Origin of the sequence: Flavobacterium sp. W22_SRS_FK3 (genome assembly GCF_052113665.1) — a bacterium.
GTDB lineage: Bacteria > Bacteroidota > Bacteroidia > Flavobacteriales > Flavobacteriaceae > Flavobacterium.
On record NZ_JBGQOF010000012.1, the window covers coordinates 1 to 20,920 of the forward strand.

General features: G+C 33.9%; 17 protein-coding genes. 10 read left to right on the forward strand and 7 right to left on the reverse strand.

All coding sequences use genetic code 11. The features are described 5' to 3' along the window. The 7 genes from ACEN2I_RS12895 to ACEN2I_RS12925 form a co-directional block, all read left to right on the forward strand. The coding region (locus ACEN2I_RS12895; protein WP_441766510.1) for a T9SS type B sorting domain-containing protein at positions 1-4,926 on the forward strand (4,926 nt) is incomplete at its 5' end. 43 nt (positions 4,927-4,969) lie between these two features. Beyond that, positions 4,970-5,944: a PorP/SprF family type IX secretion system membrane protein gene (locus ACEN2I_RS12900; RefSeq protein WP_441766511.1), complete on the forward strand. Its 975-nt coding sequence runs from the start codon at positions 4,970-4,972 to the stop codon at positions 5,942-5,944. A gap of 440 nt (positions 5,945-6,384) precedes the next feature. Further along, the gene (locus tag ACEN2I_RS12905) at positions 6,385-7,572 is read left to right on the forward strand and encodes a phosphoglycerate kinase (protein ID WP_441766512.1); all 1,188 of its coding nucleotides are present in this window, start codon (positions 6,385-6,387) and stop codon (positions 7,570-7,572) included. A 110-nt stretch (positions 7,573-7,682) separates the two neighbouring features. Next, positions 7,683-9,527: a LysM peptidoglycan-binding domain-containing protein gene (locus ACEN2I_RS12910; RefSeq protein ID WP_441766513.1), complete on the forward strand. Its 1,845-nt coding sequence runs from the start codon at positions 7,683-7,685 to the stop codon at positions 9,525-9,527. 48 nt (positions 9,528-9,575) lie between these two features. Further along, positions 9,576-10,550, forward strand: a complete 975-nt coding sequence (locus tag ACEN2I_RS12915) for a DUF4837 family protein (RefSeq protein WP_441766514.1) — start codon at positions 9,576-9,578, stop codon at positions 10,548-10,550. 51 nt (positions 10,551-10,601) lie between these two features. Then, on the forward strand, positions 10,602-11,243 hold the full coding sequence (locus tag ACEN2I_RS12920; RefSeq protein WP_441766515.1) for a DUF1579 domain-containing protein: 642 nt from the start codon (positions 10,602-10,604) through the stop codon (positions 11,241-11,243). A gap of 139 nt (positions 11,244-11,382) precedes the next feature. After that, positions 11,383-11,829 carry a GNAT family N-acetyltransferase gene (locus ACEN2I_RS12925; RefSeq protein ID WP_441766516.1) on the forward strand — a complete coding sequence of 149 codons (447 nt, stop codon included), beginning with the start codon at positions 11,383-11,385 and terminating at the stop codon, positions 11,827-11,829. Here the strand turns inward: ACEN2I_RS12925 and ACEN2I_RS12930 are convergent. From ACEN2I_RS12930 to rnpA, 4 genes are all read right to left on the reverse strand, one after another. Next, positions 11,826-12,629: an OmpA family protein gene (locus ACEN2I_RS12930; RefSeq protein WP_441766517.1), complete on the reverse strand. Its 804-nt coding sequence runs from the start codon at positions 12,627-12,629 to the stop codon at positions 11,826-11,828. The two genes, ACEN2I_RS12925 and ACEN2I_RS12930, sit on opposite strands and share 4 nt — an antisense overlap. Positions 12,630-12,632: 3 nt before the next feature. After that, positions 12,633-14,270 carry a S41 family peptidase gene (locus ACEN2I_RS12935; RefSeq protein ID WP_441766518.1) on the reverse strand — a complete coding sequence of 546 codons (1,638 nt, stop codon included), beginning with the start codon at positions 14,268-14,270 and terminating at the stop codon, positions 12,633-12,635. Positions 14,271-14,273: 3 nt separating this feature from the next. Beyond that, entirely contained in the window at positions 14,274-15,065 is a 792-nt protein-coding gene (locus ACEN2I_RS12940) for a DUF4349 domain-containing protein (RefSeq protein WP_441766519.1), read from the reverse strand. 80 nt (positions 15,066-15,145) lie between these two features. After that, positions 15,146-15,550: a ribonuclease P protein component gene (gene rnpA, locus ACEN2I_RS12945; protein ID WP_441766520.1), complete on the reverse strand. Its 405-nt coding sequence runs from the start codon at positions 15,548-15,550 to the stop codon at positions 15,146-15,148. Positions 15,551-15,676: 126 nt separating this feature from the next. Between rnpA and ACEN2I_RS12950 the strand changes: the two genes are divergently transcribed. From ACEN2I_RS12950 to ACEN2I_RS12960, 3 genes are all read left to right on the forward strand, one after another. Further along, positions 15,677-16,417 carry a lysophospholipid acyltransferase family protein gene (locus ACEN2I_RS12950; protein ID WP_441766521.1) on the forward strand — a complete coding sequence of 247 codons (741 nt, stop codon included), beginning with the start codon at positions 15,677-15,679 and terminating at the stop codon, positions 16,415-16,417. Between the two features lie 53 nt (positions 16,418-16,470). Beyond that, complete coding sequence (locus ACEN2I_RS12955; RefSeq protein ID WP_441766522.1) at positions 16,471-17,463, forward strand: acyl-ACP desaturase; 993 nt, start codon at positions 16,471-16,473, stop codon at positions 17,461-17,463. 107 nt (positions 17,464-17,570) lie between these two features. Beyond that, the gene (locus tag ACEN2I_RS12960; RefSeq protein ID WP_441766523.1) at positions 17,571-18,224 is read left to right on the forward strand and encodes an HD domain-containing protein; all 654 of its coding nucleotides are present in this window, start codon (positions 17,571-17,573) and stop codon (positions 18,222-18,224) included. A gap of 125 nt (positions 18,225-18,349) precedes the next feature. On the opposite strand, the gene ACEN2I_RS12965 is transcribed toward ACEN2I_RS12960, so the two are convergent. The 3 genes from ACEN2I_RS12965 to ACEN2I_RS12975 are packed head-to-tail and all read right to left on the reverse strand — an operon-like array spanning position 18,350 to position 20,817. Continuing rightward, a complete protein-coding gene (locus tag ACEN2I_RS12965) occupies positions 18,350-18,472 on the reverse strand; it encodes a FeoB-associated Cys-rich membrane protein (RefSeq protein ID WP_393046336.1) in 123 nt (40 codons plus the stop codon). A gap of 6 nt (positions 18,473-18,478) precedes the next feature. Continuing rightward, positions 18,479-20,578 (reverse strand): ferrous iron transport protein B, encoded by a 2,100-nt coding sequence (feoB, locus tag ACEN2I_RS12970; RefSeq protein ID WP_441766524.1) that lies wholly within the window; start codon positions 20,576-20,578, stop codon positions 18,479-18,481. Beyond that, positions 20,578-20,817: a FeoA family protein gene (locus tag ACEN2I_RS12975; protein WP_441766525.1), complete on the reverse strand. Its 240-nt coding sequence runs from the start codon at positions 20,815-20,817 to the stop codon at positions 20,578-20,580. Before ACEN2I_RS12975 ends, feoB begins: the two co-directional genes overlap by 1 nt. Positions 20,818-20,920: the final 103 nt, after the last annotated feature.

Sequence of the window (20,920 nt, forward strand, 5' to 3'; positions counted from 1 at the left end):
ACATACACAGGATTAATAGCAGGTGCTTACTCTATTGTAATGACCGATGCTAAAGGATGTTCTTCGGCAGCTATTCCTATCACCATCACCGAGCCAGGAGTTCTAAGTGCTAGTGCTGATGTAACGCCATTTGGATGTGACTCTTCAAATGCAGCTAAAGATGCAATTGTTACAATTGTAGCTTCTGGAGGAACGTCTGATTATACTTACAGCTTTGACGGAGGTAATACTTTCCAAACATCAGCATTATTTACTGTTAATACAGCTCAAAAAATTGATTATGTTGTTCTTGATGCAAATGGATGTAGTATAGCAGGGTCAACTGTTGTTAATCCTTATTTACCACCAACAGATATGGATTTATCGGCTAGCGCAATTTACTGTAATACACCTGGTTCAGTTGCTACTGTAACAGTTAATTCAGTTGCAGGTGGAGTGACGCCATATTCTTATGAGATTATTTCTCCAGCTTCTGCAGTTACAGCTCCAGGCACAACCAATAGTTTTAATAATTTGTCTCCTGATACTTATACGATCAGAGTTACAGACAACAACGGATGTAGTACAACTAAAACGATTATAGTTGAAGAAGCGGATAAAATATCAGTTACAGCTCAAGTACTTAGTGATGTTTATTGCAAAGGAGATAGCACAGGAGCAGTTGAATTTACGGTAACAAATTATATTACAGCAGGAAGTTATACACCGTCATTGTCTCCTAATGTAGGAACAATGACTCAAAATGGAGATGTGTTTAGTTACGCTAATTTACCTCAGGGTACTTATAAATTTACAATTTCGGATGATGTTTCGGGTTGTACATCTCAGGTTCCTTTTACAATTGATGAGCCTGCGGATGCTTTAAGCTCAACTTCAATTGCAACAAATATTAACTGTAATGAAGATAATGCGACTATCACAGTAACGGCAAACGGAGGAACAGCACCTTACAGATATGCTGTAGCAAAAGCTGGTGATCCGGTTCCAACAAGTTTCGTGACTAATAATCAGTTGGTTGTAGATACCAATAATGGTGTTGATGTAAATTGGATAGTTTATGTATTGGATAGCAATAATTGTGATGCAAATAACGTTCAAACTATTCTTTTAGACACAAATCCAGCTATTGCAAGTGCAGTAGCTACACAATGTCCAAGTTTAACAGGAACATATGACATTATGGTAACCGCTACAGGATTTAGTACTGCATTATTATACAGTATTGATGGTGTTAGCTATGATTCAAATAATGTGATTACGGTTAATGCACCAGGTACTTATAATGTAGTAGTAAAAGATGCTAATGGTTGTACTTCAGCAGTTACTCCTGTTACTATTCTTGAGCCATTAGTTCTTACCCCAACGGTAACAGCTTCTCCTTCTTGTACAGATGGTGATGGTATAATAGCAGTAGCAACAACAGGAGGTTCCGGAAATTATATTTATAACATTGATGGTGGTGCTTTTGGAGCAACAACACCATTAACAGGAGTTTCATCAGGAACTCATATTGTAGGGGTTCATGATACTACTACTTTATGTGAAGTATTTGTATCTATTGATTTAAAAGAAGCGACCAAAATTACAGGATTCGCATTAACGCCAACAGCTGTAACTTGTAACGGAGGTAATGATGGTACTATTACAGCAACTATGGATACGCCAGCCGATGGTATTAACGATAATCCAAAATACACGTATACTCTGAATGGAGGTACTCCACAGGATTCACCTGTATTCACTGGATTAACTGCTGGAAATTATACTGTAATAGTAAGATCAGAAAGAGGATGTGAAGCTCCAGAAACAATTACGGTTATAGAACCAAATCCAGTCGTTGTAAACACTATTGACGTGGCACAATTTATTTGTACTACAGCAAATACATCTAATTTCGCAACGATTACAGTTCCGGTAACGGGAGTAACGGGCGGTTCAGAAAAGTATACTGTTTATGAATTCATTAAAGCAGGTAATCCGGTTCCGGTTCAAAAAGGTACTTCTAACACTTATACTGAATATGATTTATCTGGTGGAAGTTATACTGTAAATGTTTATGACAGCAATGGCTGTATGGGTACTTATGCGAGTCCAATAACAATTACTCCATATCTTGCTTTAGATAAAATCAATGTGGTTAAAACAGCGATTACATGTGCTAATCCTGAAAGTATTACGGCTACAGCTGTTGATGCTTCCGGAACGGCTATTTCTGGAATCGAATATACATTGACGGATTTTAGCGGAGTAATTACGTTCCCTAAAAATACAGACGGAATCTTTACAGGTTTAACAGTTGGACAATATATCATTACAGCATTTAATCCTTCAACAGGATGTAGTATTGATAAGCCTCATTATGTTAACGAGCCTAATACGTTCTATTTAAAAGCTGTGAAAACGAGCGATGTCATTTGTTATGGTTCGAATGAAGGTGAGGTGACTATTACTTTAATTGACAATATTGGTAATCCGGATCAAGCAGGAGCCTTTACTTACACAGTTTCAGGACCAGTACCAAGTTCAGGAACTTCTGCTACAGCAGGACCACTTAATTTGTCTGGTTTAACAGCTGGTGAGTACACTGTTTCAGCTATATTAAGCAGTACTCCTTTCTGTCCGGTGTCTACAACATTCACAATTGGACAGCCAAATACAGCATTAGATATTACTGCAATACATGATAAAATTACATGTATATCAGGTAATAATGATGGAAGTATTTCTGTAACTGCAACTGGCGGATGGGCTGGTGGATACGAGTATAAATTGGTAAATAGTGCAGGTACTGTAATTTCTGACTGGTCTGCAACTCGTGATTTCTCTGGTTTAACAGCTGAAACTTATACTGTTTCGGTTAGAGATTCAAAAACATGTATTAAAACGGTAGATGTAAAATTAGAAAATCCACAACCAATTGTAGTAACAGTTAGCCCAGATATGACTATCGTACCATGTTATGGGGATACTAGTGCTACAATAACAGCAACTAATGTAAGTGGAGGTGAAGGGAAAAATTATTCTTACACTTTGAATAGAATAACGGCTACTGAAGTAATTTCTTCAGGACCTCAAAATTCACCAAGTTTCTCAGGATTAGGTGCAGGAACTTATAGTATTACGGTTACTGACGGCTTTACTTGTAGTGGTGTTTCTGCAGAAATAACAATTACAGAACCAACTATTGTTACGCCTTTATTAGTTCAGTCAGGAAATGCAACTTGTTTAACGCAAGATAGCCTTACTTTAAGCGCAACAGGCGGAACAGGACCTTATACCTATAGTGCAGATGCTAATTTTACAACGGTACTTGGTTCATTTACAGAGGTAAGTCCAGTTACTTTCAATGTAGTACCTGGAGATTACAAGTACTATGTTAAAGATGCTAATGGTTGCGTTGGTTATGTTTCAAATGGTATTAATATTCCAGAATTTCCGGAACTTGATATAGATGTAAATGTATTAAATGCTGTTATCAACTGTAAAGGTGATGCAACAGGAGTTATTGTTGCTACTGCTACAGGAGGTTTAGGTAATTATGTTTATACCTTATTAAATAGTGGAACAAACACAATCGTTCAGGGACCAAAAGCAGATGGTAATTTTACAGATTTACCTGCAGGAGACTATTCAGTTCATGTTGTTAGTGGAGATTGTACAGATGACTCTGCTATTATTCCAATAACTGAACCAAATTTAAGTGTATCAATGGATCCTATTGTAACAAATGTTACATGTAATGGTAATAAAGATGGTAAAATTATAATTAATGCCACTGGTGGTACCGGACATATTATGTATGCAATTTCTCCTAATTTGAACCAGTTCTTCGATGATGATGTTTTTGATAATTTAGAACCGGGACTTTATCAGGTAATTGCTCAGGACGTGTCAGGCTGTTTTGTAACTGACGAATTTGAGATTACAGAGCCAACACCTTTATTTGCATCACTTATTCCGGATACCATGTTGCCGGAACAATGTAAAGATGAGAAAAACGGTTCTTTCAGTATAGAAGTAAAAGGAGCAACTGCTCCATATAGCTATAGTATTGACGTTAGAAACGGTACTTATACTCAAGGAGCTGCAGGGCAAACTAGATTTGATTTTGAAAATCTTTCCGGAGGTAGACATATTGTTTATATCAAAGATGCCGCAAGCTGTACGTACGAACTTGAAGTTATTATGCCGGATGCCGTTGTACTTGATCCACAATATGTAATTAATTATGACTGTGTAAATAATGCAGCATCTAATTCAGTAACAATTACTATTGACGAAAGCATTACAAACCTTGCAGATGTTGATTACGCTCTTGACGGAATTGCTCCTTATCAGGCAAGTAATATCTTCACAAATGTTGCTCCGGGAACACACTTTGTAGTGGCGAGACACACTAATGGTTGTGAAGTGCCAACAGCTAATTTCTTAATTAAGGCTGTTGATCCATTAACTTTAGCATTGTCTACCGGACAGCAGGAAATGAATGTGATTTCGGTTACAGCATCAGGTGGATCACCAGCTTATGAGTACAGTTTTAATGGTGAGGATTTTACATCTTCTAACACATACAAAATCTACAAATCTGGAGATTATAAAGTAATCGTTAGAGATCAAAATGGTTGTACATTCGAATTAATAGTTCCAATGACTTACATTGATGTTTGTATCCCGAATTACTTTACGCCAAACGGAGACGGTCTTTACGACCAATGGGGTCCTGGTTGTACTAATATTTATAACAACCTAGAGTTCTCTATCTTCGACAGATACGGTCGTGTGATTGCAAAATATCACTATGGTGAAAAATGGGATGGTAAATATAATGGAGAGGAGTTACCAACAGGTGATTACTGGTATGTTCTTAAACTAAATGACAAGAAAGATGATAGAGAGTTTGTTGGACATTTCACTTTATACAGATAACAAAATAACAGCCCCTATGATGTTATCTAAAAAAATTATTACGATGAAAAAATTATTAGTATCCTTAGTACTCATGGCTGTAACATCAGGTTACAGCCAGGAGTTAAACCTACCAGTGTTTACGCAATATTTGGCTGATAACCCTTTTGTTCTTTCACCAGCGTATGCGGGTATCGGTGACAATGTCCGAATCAGGCTTAACGGATTGACTCAGTGGGTCGGAATTAAAGACGCCCCGGACAACCAGTCTGCGTATCTTGATTTTAGACTTTTGGATCGTTCAGGAGTTGGAATTTCAGTTTATAATGATAAAAATGGGTATACCAGGCAAACAGGTGCGAAGGTTTCTTTTGCTCATCATATCATTTTAGACTACTATTCTAAGCAGTATTTATCTTTTGGTATTTCGTATAATTATAATAATTTTAGAATTGATACAGATGAATTTGTTACTGATATTGAGCACCCTGTTTTAGATCCGTCTATTACTAATAATCGTTATACATCAAATAATAACTTTGATATTAGTGCTTTATACCGTAATAAAAACTTTTATCTGAGTTTTAATGCGAATAATGTTTTAAAGAAAAACGTAGATAAATTTAGAGGTGTCGAACCAGATTTGCTTTCTAATTATCAGGTTTATACCGGCTTTACATTTAGAGATGGCGAAAACAGCCGTATAGAATATGAACCTTCCGTATTTTATCAGTATTTTGCAAGTGATAAGCGTTCTGCTACAGATATCAACTTTAAATACAGAAGATACAATCGCTATGAAGAGTATTATTGGATTGGTGTTTCTTACCGTATGCTGAATGACCAGTTTCCAAAACCTTTATCGGTAGGTCCAATGGCAGGTTTCATGAAATCTAAATTCTATTTTGCATATTCATATCAGGTTATGTTCAACGATTTAGGGTATTACAATTCAGGAACACACGTTATAACACTTGGTTTCGATTTCCTTCAGGCGTTAAGTAGCTGTCCTTGTACGGATAGTCCTGTTCATGATTAGGAAATTGTGGATATTAAAAATCATAAGCTTCTGCTTTTTTTTGCAGGATTCATACAAACAGAATATAACAGGCACTAATTTTCCATTTAATTAGTGCCTGTTTTTTTATTGGATTTTTTGAATAAAAATTACGATGGATATTCAATATTTTTGAATGAAATTTTTACAATTATCACACGGATCGTTCGAACTATAATTCCTTAGCTTTAATTAACTCAATTTTACCTTTCCTTTCATAGTTTATTAGAAGGCTTTTTTTGAAATAGATTTGGATTTTTCGCCATCTAAATTTGTGTTTAATATTTAATAATGAAATTTATTTGTGAAATTATAACGATTTCGTTCTTTAAATTATCGTTTTTTTGGTTTATCCGAATTTATAAGAGGCTTAAAAGTTCTATATTTGTTTTCTTTCAAAAAAACCATAAAATAATTATCAAATGAAAACTCTAAACGATTTCGATTTTAAAAATAAAAAAGCAATTATTCGTGTTGATTTTAATGTTCCTTTGGATGAAAACTTCAACGTAACAGATGCTACACGAATTGAAGCGGCAAAGCCAACTATTGATGCGATTTTAGCACAGGGAGGAAGCGTAATTTTAATGTCACACTTAGGAAGACCAAAAGGTGTTGAAGAAAAATATTCATTAAAACATATTTTAAAGACTGCTTCAGAAATTTTGGATGTTGAAGTTCAGTTTGCTGAAAACTGTGTAGGTGAACCAGCTCAGACAGCTGCTAAAAACTTAAAACCGGGAGAAGTTTTATTGCTTGAAAATTTACGTTTTCATGCTGAAGAAGAAGCCGGAGATGTAGCTTTTGCAAAAGAATTGGCTTCACTTGGAGATATTTACGTAAACGATGCTTTTGGAACAGCTCACAGAGCGCATGCTTCAACAACAATTATTGCACAATTTTTTCCTACTGAAAAATGTTTCGGAACACTATTGGCAAAAGAAATAGAAAGCTTAAATAAAGTACTTAAAAACAGTGAAAAGCCTGTAGTTGCGGTTTTAGGAGGTTCTAAAGTTTCTTCTAAAATTACGGTTATAGAAAATATCCTGGATAAAGTGGATCACATGATTATTGGAGGCGGTATGACTTTTACTTTCGTGAAAGCTCAAGGAGGTAAAATTGGAGAATCTATCTGTGAAGATGATAAACAGGAATTAGCACTTGAAATTTTAAGATTGGCTAAAGAAAAAGGCGTTCAGATTCATATTCCGGTTGATGTAGTTGCTGCCGATGATTTTTCAAATACTGCTAATACTCAGATTGTTGATGTGACCAAAATTCCTGATGGATGGCAAGGTCTGGATGCAGGTCCTAAATCCTTAGAAAACTTCAAAAAAGTAATTTTAGAGTCTAAAACGATTTTATGGAACGGTCCTTTGGGCGTTTTCGAAATGGAAACTTTCTCAAAAGGAACTATCGCTTTAGGAGATTATATTGCTGAAGCTACTGCAAATGGAGCCTTTTCATTAGTGGGTGGTGGTGATTCTGTGGCCGCAGTAAAACAATTCGGTTTCGAAGATAAAATGAGCTATGTATCTACGGGAGGTGGCGCAATGCTTGAAATGTTAGAAGGAAGAGTGTTACCTGGAATTGCAGCTATTTTAGACTAAATTTTCAGAATTAACATTTTTTTACATATCTTTAGACCTTTACTTTTTATTTTTGCAAAAGTAGGCTTATCCATAATTTGTTGGATTATAGAATTTTAAAAAAATGTTATATGATCATAAAGAAAATATCTGTCGCTGTAGTAACTTTTTTTTCTATGTCGATGTTTGCGCAGGAAACTGCTTCGGCTTCGCTGGAAATAAAGCCCGAGGTAAAACTTTCCTTTCTGGACTCAATTAAGAGTACTTTCGTTAAAGACAAATTATGTACTCGTGTAGATAGTCTTTGGATGAAGGAGCTAACCAGTTTGGATATATATGACGACTTGACGAAAGATATTCAGACTATTAATAAAGATTTAAGTGTAGATGAAGAATTGCCTACTGAATTGCTAAAGCAGCGTCTTCAGGCAATGAATGAAAAATCTCCTTTTGAAATAGAATACAATCAGGGATTAGAGAATATAATAAAGTCATTTCTTAAGAATCGTAAAAAATCGTTCTCTCGACTAATGGCTTTATCAGAATATTATTTTCCAATGTTTGAGGATGCTTTTGCCAAACAGAATGTTCCCCTGGAAATTAAATATTTAGCCGTTGTAGAATCTGCTTTAAATCCTAAAGCAGTTTCTAGAATGGGTGCTACAGGGCTTTGGCAATTTATGTACGGTACAGGAAAACAATACGATCTTAAAATTGATTCCTATATTGACGAGCGCAGCGATCCTTTGAAAGCAACTGCGGCAGCATCACAATATATGACTAAAATGTTTACTGTTTTTGGTGATTGGGAACTGGTCTTGGCTTCCTATAATTCAGGTCCCGGAAATGTTACAAAAGCAATTCGTCGCTCTGGCGGAAAAACTAAATATTGGGATATTCGAAATTATCTTCCTAAAGAAACACAAGGATATGTGCCCGCTTTTTTAGCTACAATGTATCTTTTTGAATACCACAAAGAACACGGAATCAATCCGGAACGAGCGGTATTAAAAAACTTTGAAACGGATACCATTCGAATTAAAAGCCAAATGTCATTTAAACAAATTGCAGATTTGTTAGACATGCCTCAATCTCAATTAGAACTTTTAAATCCTTCCTATAAATTAAAAGTTGTTCCTTTCTATCAGGATGAACAGCATTTTATAAGATTACCGAAAGATAAAATTGCAACTTTTACTTCAAATGAAGATAAAATTTACACATATCTGAGACATGAAAAAGGAATCGAAACATATCCTACGCTATTAGCATCCAGAATTACTCCAAAGACTAAATTGTATAAACCAAAAGTTAATCTTGCTAAAAATACAGAGTTATATAAAGTACAAAAAGGCGATAATTTATCTGTTATTGCAGAAAAATATAATGTTTCTGTTTTAGATTTAAAAAAATGGAACAGTCTTAAAACAAATTCTGTAGCTTCAGGCAGAATTTTGAAGATTAATTCAAAAGAGATTATTAAAAATTCAAAAGAGCAAAAAATAACTCCTGAAGTTACCAAAAAAGAGCCAGAGACTGTAATTGCCTCTACAACTAATGAAAGTTTAGAAAAAAGCGAAATCCAAACCAATGAATATGTGGTTCAGGCAGGTGATAATTTAGGAAATATTGCTAAAAAATTCGATCTTACTTTAGCTGAATTAAAAGAAATGAACAATCTCACTTCTAACAATATTGGCTTAGGAAAATTATTGATCATTTCTAAAATCATTGAAGAAGTTCCTGAAAATACAACTATAACTACTACTGCAATTGCTTCTAATTCAATTGATTCATTCAAGAAAAAAGCTGCTTCTGCCAAAACCATCGGAGAAGATTATTATGTTAAAAAGGGAGATTCATTATACAGTATTTCAAAGAAATATCCAGGAGTAACCATTTCAGATATTAAAAAATGGAATGGAATTAAAGATGAGGATATAAAACCAGGAATGAAGCTTAAAATAAACGGATAATAAAATATCTTGTCTAAATTTGGGTTTTATTTCATATAATTTATAAAAATGAATAAAACCCATTTTTTGTTTCTATTACTTTCAGTTTTGCTGGTTTCCTGTTTTCAAAAAAATGATAATCAAGCTCAGCCACATCCAGGCAAAACGAATACAATTTCTATCATTATAGACGATCAGTTGTGGTATGGCGAAGTAGGTGACAGTATTCGAAATAAATTTGCTTCACCGGTTTTAGGTCTTACACAGGAAGAACCCTTATTTACGATCAATCAGTATCCGGCTAAACTGCTTGAAGGTTTTGTGACTGATAGTCGAAGTATTATTGTGGTTAAAAAATCAGCTGTAGATAAATTTGAGGTTAAAACAAACATTGAGGCCTTGCCCCATAATACTTTTCGCATTTACGGAAAATCTATTGAAGATATAATTTGCAGTATCGAAATGAATTCACCTGAAATCATTAAGACAATTCGGCAAACTGAAATCAAGAAATTACAGCAGGACAACAGTAAATCACTTTTGAATCCTGCCGTTATCAAAAACAAATTTCATATCGATTTGCAAATTCCGACTGGTTATGAATACATGCTACATAAACGTAATTTTATTTGGCTCAAGAAAGAAATTATTAGTGGTAACACAAGTCTGCTTATTTATCAGATTCCTTTGAACAGACTTACGAAGGACCCAAATGCTGTAGGTAATATTGTTCGAATGCGCGATTCTGTTGGGTATTATATTAAAGGAAGAGAGCCAAATACTCAGATGATTACTGGTGAAGATTATGCTCCTTATTTCTCGATTACCACTTTAAATGGAAAAAAGACTTTTGAAACCAAAGGAACGTGGGAATTAAAAAATGATTTTATGACTGGACCTTTTATCAATTACGCAATAGTTGATAAAGCTTATAATAGAGTTTTAGTCATTGAAGGATTTTGTTATTCACCTTCAAATCAGGAACGTGACTTGATGTTAGAATTAGAAGCAATTATAAAATCGGTCAGGATTGATAAGAGATAATATTTTTATTTTTCTTACTTTTGTTTATAACAAACATTAAATCAGTTGATTATGAAAAATTTTTGTCTTGTATTATCAATGTTAGTAATTTTCTTTATTTCTTGTAAAAAAGAAGTAAAATCAGAAATGGAATCCGGTACTATGGCGGACAGCATTAAAATAAAGGAACCAATTGCCGAGGAGCCTTTAGATTCTGCTACTCAGATGAAATTATGGGAAGCATACGCAACACCGGGTAATGCTCATAAATTAATGGCAGACGAAACCGGAACCTGGAAATGTGATATGACTTTTTGGGAAGAGCCAAACGGAAAACCAAGTTATGCAACTTCAACGGCAAATGTCAAAATGATATTAGGTGGCCGATATCAGGAAACAAAGTATACAGGAACTATGATGGGAGAGCCATTTGAAGGAATAGGCACGCTGGCATTTAATAATGCAAGTAAAGAATATACAACCACATTTATTGATAATATGGGTACAGGAATGATGGTTGCCACAGGAAAATATGATGAGAAAACCAAAATAGCAGAGTTAAAAGGTGAAATGGTAAGTCCGCTTAATGGTAAAAAAACACCATATCGTGAAGTTTATACTTTTGTTGACCCTAATAACCGTAAAATGGAAATGTACGATACTAAAGACGGTAAGGAATATAAGAGCATGGAAATTACGATGACAAAGGAATAATTTTCATTTTTAATGATTTTTTAATGATTTCCCGATTGCATTTTGTAATTGGGATTTTTTTTAAATGTTAACACGTTTTGTTTTTTTAAATTTAATTTTGCTTTTTAAATTAGAATTCAAAACAAAGTAATAAGGAAGAATGGAATTAAAATGGAAAGTAAAGGCTTTTGAGGCTTTAACTGTAGAAGAGTTATATGATTTATTAAAATTAAGAAGCGAAATCTTTGTAGTGGAGCAAAATTGTGCCTATTTAGATCTTGATGGTAAAGATAAAAAAGCTTTGCACCTAATTGGTGAATATGATTCTAAAATCGTTTCATATGCACGTTTATTTGATGCAGGAGTCAGTTTTGATAATGCTTCAATTGGCAGAGTTATAGTTGATGTTAATTACCGCGACAGAAAATGGGGTCATGATTTAATGCGTGAAGCGATTGTGACAATAAAGTCCAATTTTGGAAAAGATAAAATCACAATTGGAGCTCAGTTATACCTTAAGAAATTCTACGAAAGTCACGGATTTGTACAAACCAGCGAAATGTATCTGGAAGACGATATTCCGCATATTCAGATGCAGTTAAATTAAATCTTCGTGATAAAAAACTCTACTCTTCTGTCCAATTCATCTCCTTTACCAAGTGGATATTTGTTTCCGCAACCCTGATAGGTCATGCGGCTTTTGGATATTTTTTTCGATGACAAATAGAAAAAAACCGTTTTTGCACGATTCCATGATAGTCTCCTTTCGTTGGTTTCGTTATCAATTCCGTCTGTATAAAGATCAGGGGTGCAGCAAACATGGCCCCTGATTTCAAACTGAATTGTTTTTTTATTTTGTAGAATTAAAGCTATCTTATCCAATTCATTTTTAGAGGCGAGTGTAAGTTTTGAACTTCCAATATCAAACAATATGTTTTCCAGGTAAATTTTATCACCAACTTTTAAATCATCCTGTAGAGAATTACGAACTCCTTTTCCATAACTGTTTTTCTTAACTGCAATTAAATCGACCCTCCGGTTTTTAGACCGTGTTTCGTGTAAATTCTCAACCGTATCACTCTTAATTATAACACGTCCTTTTCCTTCAAGTATGATTATCCTGCTTTTATTAAAGCCGGTTGAAATCAATATCTCCTGTACAGTATTGACACGATCCTTTGATAAGCGGTAATTGTATTGATCAGTTCCGCGGTCATCGCAATAGCCATAAATTTGTAATGATTCAATTTTTGTTGTGTCAATGGTTTTTACAAAATCAATAATGACTTTGGTTTGTTGATTGGTAAGTGAATATTTGTCAAAATCAAAATAAATGGTTTCGATGTTTTTTTGCTGTGCCGATACATTGTAAATAAATAACAGAAATAGGGCTCTACAAACTTTCATCTTTTACATTTTTAAAATCGTTTTATACTCAGTTTGATTGTTTAAGACATTAACGGCTTTTTTAATTTCTGAATTGTTTTTAATATAAAATTGATACAAACCCTCTTGATATTGGTATCTTTTGATGAGTTCTTCCTGAATTAGGCCTTTGATTTCTTTCTGATTTTTATCCAGCAATGTTGTTTCGCTTTTTTCAAGTGCACTTAATAATTGCTTATATTCTATAGCAATTGTTTCGTCAATTTCTTCGGTCTTAGCTGCTGCCAAAGTATTTTTCAGGGCCAGTTCTGTTTCGGTATCAAATGTAAATTTATTGGCTTTTAAATAGTGTTTGAAAGCGGTATAATCTGTATCTGTAATCGTTGGTATCTTATCTCCTAAATTTGGATTTTTGTAATAGTAAGAAGTTGCATAATCAAAAATTCCGTCATTTTTCATTAATGCAGTTGTAATTGCACTCATTTTAGCCTCTTCCAGTTCAATATCAGGCAAAACACCACCACCATCATAAACCGTTCTTCCTTTTCGGGTTTTAAAAGCATTAAAATTTTTAGAATCGGTTTTTTGTGCAATACCATTTTTGTCTTTATGAGTATAATCCAATGCCTGAATACAGCGCCCAGAAGGTGTGTAGTAACGCGAAATTGTTACTTTTAGCTGCGTTCCGTAAGTTAACTCTACAGTGCGTTGTACCAAACCTTTTCCAAAACTGCGGCTTCCCAGTACTACAGCGCGGTCTAAATCCTGTAATGCTCCTGAAACAATTTCTGATGCCGAAGCACTTCTTCCATTTACTAAAATGGCAAGCGGAATTTGTGTATCAACAGGTTCTTTAGTTGTTTTGTACGTATTATTGTGTTTTTCAATTCTTGACTTTGTAGTTACAATAACTTCATTTTTTGGAACAAAAAGATTGCAAATATCAATAGCTTCGTTTAATAAACCACCCGGATTACCTCTTAAATCAAGAACTATTTGTGTTGCTCCTTCGGTTTTTAGTTTTTCAAGAGCATCTTTGACTTCTGTAGCGGCTTTTCGGCTGAAATGTGCTAAAACAATATATCCGGTCTTATCATCAATTTTTCCGTAGAATGGAACCGATTTAATATCAACTTCATCCAAAATTAATTCAGTTGTATTGATTTTTCCCTGACGAAGGTATTTTATCTTAATTTTGGTGTTCTTTGTTCCTTTGAGTAATTGTGAGGCATCATCCTTAAAATCAGCTATCAAAACATCACCTATCTGAATAATTTCGTCGCCTGCTTTTAATCCTGCTTTATCTGCCGGATAATTTTTATAAGGTTCCCGAACAATTAACCTGTCTTTTTTACGGGCAATCATGGCGCCAATTCCGGTATATTCTCCGGTATTGTTGATTTTAAAATTGACAACGTCCTGTTCATTAAAGTACACGGTATATGGATCTAAACTCCCCAGCATACTTTTAATTCCTTTATCCATCAGGTCGCCCGGATTTGTTTCATCGACATAATTGGTGTTAACGGCTTTAAAAAGGGTTGTGAAAATTTCTATTTGTTTGGCTATTTCAAAGAAATCATCTTTAAAACTGCTTCCAATAAATAAAAATCCTGCCGCTACGGCTGGTATAACGAACTTCTTTTTGAGATAAGGATACATGATTTATACTTTTTTTCTTTTAAATCGTTTTCTAATAAAATAAACTAGAAGAACTAATAGGATAATAAATGGCCAAAGACTAATGAATGATATTAAAAATTCTGAAAGACTAAAAAAACCGGATTCAATAGCGGCCCAGATTTTAGAACCGTATGAAATTTTTACACCTTCTTTTTTAGCAACAGTTTTGTAAAATTCAATTGTAATTACACTTTCAGAAATTCGGCTTTCTAAATATTTTAGCTGACCTTCCTTAGATTCAATTTCTTCTCTAATGATTGAGATTTGCTTTTCAATTTCTAAAATCTCACTTATTTTGGTCGCTTTTTGTAAAATCTCAAGATAACGACTTTCGAGTTTTCTTTTTGTTTTTAATCTTGTGCTGAGATCAATGTATTGCTCTGTAACATCTTGTGCAGAAATTTCTTTTCTTTCAAAATAAGAAACACCTGCTGATATTGACTTTATAAATGAATCAAAATTTTGACTAGGAATTCTAACAGTAAGATTTCTATAAATATTGTTATAATCTTTTCCTTCGGTATCATTTTGAACAGTTCCCTTATTCGCAATAATTGCTTTTTGAATTTGAGTGAATGTACTTTCTAAATTATTTGTTTCAAATCGAAGCGAGGCTGTTTTGATTATTTTTTGTGAAACATTTGACTCAGGCTTTCCGGGAGAATCAAGTTTTACCGCCATAATTTTATCATCAGAATAATTTATGCTTCCAATTTGTTTTTCACAACTTGAAAAAAATAATCCAAAAAAAAGAAAAAAGAAAATATATCTCATAAAATTCGAATTAAGAGTTAAAACTACAATTTTTTTATAATTTTCTGTCTTATTTGATATACAAAGTTGCGTTTTGAGTTTTAGAGTTCTGTTTTAGTTTCTGAATTTGTAGTTTTATTTATTTGCAGGATAAATTTCTCAAACAACTGAATCGTTTTGATATTGATTTCTTCATAAGATAATCGGTCTTTTGTTTGATAAAAAAACATCAAAGAATAAGGCTCTTGAAGGTTTTCCAAGAGCAAATGTTTGTTCAATCGATAAGTTTCTCTTAAAACTCTTTTGAAGTAATTTCGCTCAACAGCTTTTTTGAAATACTTCTTCGAAACTGAAACGCCAATTTTAATTTTTTCTTCTGAATCAGCTTCCGCCTGACGGTAAACCAAACGCAACGGATATTTAGAAACCGATTTTCCTTCAGAAAAGAGTAATCCAATTGTCGTTTTGCTCTTTAAGCGTTCATTTTTAGGGTATGTGAAGTTCATTTAATTCAGAAAAAATTTGCAATTTTATAGGACAAAGGTACAATTAAACCAGAAAAACGGTTATTGTTTTTAATTTTAATACGGCTACAAATATATTTATTACTTTTGGCCTTTAATTTTTCAAGCATGCAAAAAATAATTTCATATCCAATCTCCGTCATTTATTATTTATGTTTTGGATTGTGTTTGGTAATTTTTCACCCAATACAATGGATTTGCCTTAATGTGTTTGGTTATCAGGCCCACAAAGTTAGCGTAGATTATTTAAATTTTTTCCTTTTAAGATGTACCAATCTTGTGGGAACGAGATATACAATTGAAAATAGAGAGACAATTCCCACGGGAGCTCCATTGATTTTTGTATCAAATCACCAAAGTATGTACGATATCGTGGCAATGATTTGGTACTTTAGACGTTTTCATTGTAAATTTGTAAGTAAGAAGGAGTTAGGTAGCGGAATTCCAAGTGTGTCTTATAATTTACGCCATGGAGGATCAGTGCTAATCAACCGCAAAGACCCAAAACAAGCTATTCCGGTAATCAAAGGTTTGTCAGAATATATTGAAAAGAATACAAGATCTGCAGTAATTTTCCCCGAAGGCACGAGAAGTAAAACCGGCAAACCAAAAGAATTCGCTCAAAGCGGTTTGAAGATTCTTTGTAAATATGCGCCATCAGCGTATGTTGTTCCGGTAAGCATCAACAATTCATGGAAAATGGTAAAATACGGTTTTTTTCCTGTTGGGTTAGGAAATCATCTTACCTTTACCGCTCATAAAGCAATGGCAGTAAAAGATTATAATTTTGCCGAGTTGATGGCTTTGACAGAAAAGGCAGTTGTAGAAGGAGTAAACGAGTATAAATAGATTTTTGATTTTAGAAATTGTTCTGAAACAGAAATCCCAATCTTAAATAAGTAATGTCTATAAAAAACATTAGATTAGAAGTAATGCAGTTTTTAGAAAAAAACGTGGATAGCTTCGTAGAACAGTATTTAATTCCAGTAGAAAAAATTTGGCAGCCGTCAGATTTTCTGCCTAATTCTGAAGGAGATAATTTCTTCGAGGAGGTTAGAGAATTACGCGAAATTGCCAAAGAACTACCATATGATTTCTGGGTAACTTTAGTAGGTGACACTATCACCGAAGAAGCTTTACCAACTTATGAATCCTGGTTAATGGATGTTGAAGGCATAAATCAAATTGAAAACGGTGGAAATGGTTGGTCAAAATGGATCCGTCAATGGACTGGAGAAGAAAACCGCCACGGAGATTTGCTAAATAAATACTTGTATTTGTCTGGTCGTGTGAACATGCGTGAAATCGAAATGACAACACAGCACTTGATTAACGACGGTTTTGATATTGGAACTGGATCTGACCCATATAAAAATTTTGTATACACCAGTTTTCAGGAATTAGCAACGTATGTTTCGCACAATAGAGTAGCTCAAATGGCGAAGAAATTTGGCGATAACAAGTTGTCTAAAATGTGCAAAATGATTGCAGGAGACGAAATGCGTCATCACCATGCCTATAGTGAATTTGTGACTCGTATTTTTGCTGTAGATCCAAGCGAAATGATGTTGGCGTTTCAATATATGATGAAGCAAAAAATCGTTATGCCTGCACATTTCTTAAGAGAATCTGGTCAAAAAATCAGTACTGCTTTTGAGCAATTTTCTGATTCTGCACAACGTATCGGGGTTTATACTGCCAATGATTATGTAGACATTATGCAGAAATTAATTGATAAATGGGAAATTGACAAAATTTCTAATCTAACAGATGAAGCCGAAAAAGCTCGTGATTACTTAATGAAATTACCAGCACGTATGGCAAGAATCTCTGAGAGAATAGTTATTCCACAGGAATCTCATATTTTTAAATGGGTTGAACCAGCGAGACTTTAAATTTTAAAAAAAGCAACTTAGTTGCATTTAGTAATAATAACAAATCAAATGTTGATTAGCGAGGTTTTTAAAACTTTGATAATCAACATTTTTTAATAAATTAGGTTATGCAAACTACAGATTCTATTAATAAAACAATCACATTCGTAAAAGAAAAATTGAATAATGCTGAAGGCGGACACGATTGGTTTCACATAGAACGAGTTCATAAAAATGCTCTTTTGATTGCCAAAGATATTGATTGTGATCTTACGGTTGTTCAACTTGGAGCTTTGCTTCATGATATTGCAGACAGTAAATTTCATAATGGGGATGAAACTATCGGGCCCAAAACTGCGCGTTTGTTTCTGGAATCAGAGAATGTTTCTGAAAAAATTATTGAACATGTGGTAAATATTATTGAAAACATCTCTTATAAAGGCGGAAATTTCGAAAAGAAGTTTTCCTCTATAGAATTGGATATCGTTCAGGACGCAGATCGTTTAGACGCCATAGGGGCAATCGGAGTTGCAAGAGCGTTCAATTATGGCGGATTTAAAAACAGAGCTTTATATAATCCTGAAATAGCTCCAATAACTAATATGACCAAAGAAGAATACAAAAACAATAATGCGCCAACCCTAAATCATTTTTATGAAAAGCTTTTACTCTTAAAAGATAAAATGAATACCGAAACAGGAAAACAAATTGCGGCTGAAAGACATCGTTTTATGGAAATGTTTTTGGCGCAGTTTTATGCAGAGTGGGAGGGTGTTAAATAGTTCTTCTCTTTTACAAAGGCTAGTTAAAAGGCTTCACAAAGAATTAAAACTCTGTGAAGCTTTGTGACTTTAGTGTTCTCTGAGAAATTACTTTCTTTAATGCTGAGGATCTTAGAATTTTTTCTCTAAGAACATCCGCAATTACCATCCCCGCAGTCTTTTTTCTTTTTAGATTTCCAAAAAAACTTTTTGATCAAAAAACCAATGGCAATAAATAAAATGACGAATGCAATAATTTCTTGTACCATGATCGTTTATTTTAAAAGTTGATAAGCCAAAAGTGCTACGAAATAAGCAAGTCCGCTCATTAACACTAACTGCATAGCGGGCCATTTCCAGGAATTTGTTTCTTTTTTGGTAACAGCAAGCGTACTGGCACACTGCATGGCGAAAGCATAAAATAACAATAATGAAATTCCTGACGCAAAATTAAAAATCTTTTCTCCTGTTTGAGGATTTACTTCTTTCTGCATTTTGGTTTTTATTGTTGTTTCATTATCACTGTCTCCAACACTGTAAATTGTGGCTAATGTTCCCACAAATACTTCACGTGCAGCAAAAGAACTGATAATTGCAATGCCAATTTTCCAGTCATAACCCAAAGGATGAATTGCAGGTTCAATTGCTTTGCCCATAATTCCGATATAGGAATTCTCTAATTTTTGAGAAGCTACTTCGTTTTCAAATTCAACTTCATTAAGCGGTTTATTTGCAAATCTTTCTTTTACAATAGTTTCGGCTTCGTTAAAATCTTTTCCGGGACCGTATGAAGCCAAAAACCATAAAATAACAGATATCGCAAGGATAATTTTACCTGCGCCAACAATAAATGCTTTTGTTTTTTCGACAACATTAATTCCAACGTTCTTTAAAAGAGGTAATTTATACCCAGGCATTTCAACTACGAAATACGTTTTGGTATTAAATTTTAAAATTTTATTTAAAATGTAAGCAGATAAAATTGCAGTTCCAAATCCTAACAAATACAATAACATCAAGGACAATCCCTGAAGATTTAATATTCCAAGAACTCGTTTATTAGGAATAACCAACGAAATGATAATGGCATAAACCGGTAGTCTTGCTGAACAAGTAGTAAACGGTGTTACCAAAATGGTAATTAAACGTTCTTTCCAGTTTTCGATATTTCGGGTTGCCATAATTGCCGGAATCGCACAGGCAGTTCCTGAAATTAAAGGGACAACGCTTTTTCCCGAAAGCCCAAATTTTCGCATGATTTTATCCATCAGGAAAACAACACGACTCATGTATCCGCTTTCCTCCAAAATAGAAATAAATAAGAACAAGAATGCAATTTGCGGAATGAAAATCAAAATCCCGCCAATTCCAGGAATAATTCCCTGCGAAAGTAAATCGGTTAAAATACCGCTGGGTAGTTCTTCGGCAACCCAGCTGCTTAATGAAGCAAAAGTGCTGTCAATAAAATCCATAGGGATTGTTGACCAGCTAAAAATAGATTGAAAAATGACAAACAGTATTCCCAGAAAAATGAAATAACCCCAAAATTTATGCGTTAAAACACGATCCAGTTTAGCTCTGAAATCTTTTGCCATCGAAGCATCAACTTGTAAACCCTCTTTTAAAACATCATTTATAAACTGATATCTTTTGATGGTTTCTTTTTGTTGCAAACGCTTTAATTCTGAATGTGATTTGGTAAAAGTGCTTCGGATTTCATTTCTGTCTAAATTTAAAAAATTCACATCCTGAGTAATGACCAGCCATAATTTGTATAATAACTGATTAGGAAATGCTCTTTGAAGTTTTTCAAAATACTGATTGTCAATAACCGATGCATTTAAACAAGGTGTATGCGAAATGGTTTTATAAGAAACAATTAGTTCTTTCAATTCCTCAATACCCAATCCTTTTCGGGAACTTACTAATGCAATTTTAGTTTGTAGTTTTTCTTCTAAATAAGGAATATCTAGTGTTATACCTTTACTTGCCATGCGATCAGACATATTAATGACTAAAATCGTCGGAATTTCAAGGTCTTTTATTTGGGTGTAAATCAGCAAATTTCGTTTCAGATTTTCAACATCTGTTACCACTACTGCGACATCCGGATATAATTTGTCGTTTTTGTTGAGCAAAAGTTCAATCACAACGCTTTCGTCTATTGAACTGGCGTTCAAACTATACGTTCCCGGTAAATCCAGAATGTTGGCTTTGATGTTATGAGGCAGTTTACAGAAACCTATTTTTTTCTCAACCGTAATTCCGGGATAATTTCCAACTTGTTGATTTAAACCTGTCAGCTGATTAAAAACAGAGGTTTTTCCTGTATTTGGATTTCCTATAAGGGCAACATTAATATTTTGAACGCTCATTATAAATTGGTTTTCATAAGTTCAACTTCAATTTCACGAGCAGTTTCAACACGAATCGCCACATGCGAACCATTAATGTCTAAATATAAGGGATCTCCAAAAGGAGCAATTTGAAGTAATTCAACTAAGTTGCCTGGCAAACAACCCATTTCTAATAATTTTAAAGGAATAAGATCGATATCAAAATCTTTGATAATGGCTTTTTCGCCTTTTTTGAGGGTATGGATTGTATTTTGCAAGCTTATTTAGATTGAATTTAGATTGCAAAAGTAGGTAATAATTCTTTATTTAAAGGTATTTAACCGTTTTGATTGTGCAAAAATTTACTTAAATAAGTCGATT

Excerpts from the sequence above, each read along its gene's own strand:
- ACEN2I_RS12950 (WP_441766521.1), top strand. The coding sequence starts at position 15,677 with ATGCAAAAAATAATTTCATATCCAATCTCCGTCATTTATTATTTATGT.
- ACEN2I_RS12955 (WP_441766522.1), top strand. The coding sequence starts at position 16,471 with ATGTCTATAAAAAACATTAGATTAGAAGTAATGCAGTTTTTAGAAAAA.
- ACEN2I_RS12920 (WP_441766515.1), top strand. The coding sequence starts at position 10,602 with ATGAAAAATTTTTGTCTTGTATTATCAATGTTAGTAATTTTCTTTATT.
- ACEN2I_RS12915 (WP_441766514.1), top strand. The coding sequence starts at position 9,576 with ATGAATAAAACCCATTTTTTGTTTCTATTACTTTCAGTTTTGCTGGTT.
- ACEN2I_RS12940 (WP_441766519.1), bottom strand. The coding sequence starts at position 15,065 with ATGAGATATATTTTCTTTTTTCTTTTTTTTGGATTATTTTTTTCAAGT.
- ACEN2I_RS12905 (WP_441766512.1), top strand. The coding sequence starts at position 6,385 with ATGAAAACTCTAAACGATTTCGATTTTAAAAATAAAAAAGCAATTATT.
- ACEN2I_RS12935 (WP_441766518.1), bottom strand. The coding sequence starts at position 14,270 with ATGTATCCTTATCTCAAAAAGAAGTTCGTTATACCAGCCGTAGCGGCA.
- ACEN2I_RS12960 (WP_441766523.1), top strand. The coding sequence starts at position 17,571 with ATGCAAACTACAGATTCTATTAATAAAACAATCACATTCGTAAAAGAA.
- ACEN2I_RS12925 (WP_441766516.1), top strand. The coding sequence starts at position 11,383 with ATGGAATTAAAATGGAAAGTAAAGGCTTTTGAGGCTTTAACTGTAGAA.
- feoB (WP_441766524.1), bottom strand. The coding sequence starts at position 20,578 with ATGAGCGTTCAAAATATTAATGTTGCCCTTATAGGAAATCCAAATACA.
- ACEN2I_RS12930 (WP_441766517.1), bottom strand. The coding sequence starts at position 12,629 with ATGAAAGTTTGTAGAGCCCTATTTCTGTTATTTATTTACAATGTATCG.
- ACEN2I_RS12900 (WP_441766511.1), top strand. The coding sequence starts at position 4,970 with ATGAAAAAATTATTAGTATCCTTAGTACTCATGGCTGTAACATCAGGT.
- rnpA (WP_441766520.1), bottom strand. The coding sequence starts at position 15,550 with ATGAACTTCACATACCCTAAAAATGAACGCTTAAAGAGCAAAACGACA.
- ACEN2I_RS12910 (WP_441766513.1), top strand. The coding sequence starts at position 7,683 with ATGATCATAAAGAAAATATCTGTCGCTGTAGTAACTTTTTTTTCTATG.
- ACEN2I_RS12965 (WP_393046336.1), bottom strand. The coding sequence starts at position 18,472 with ATGGTACAAGAAATTATTGCATTCGTCATTTTATTTATTGCCATTGGT.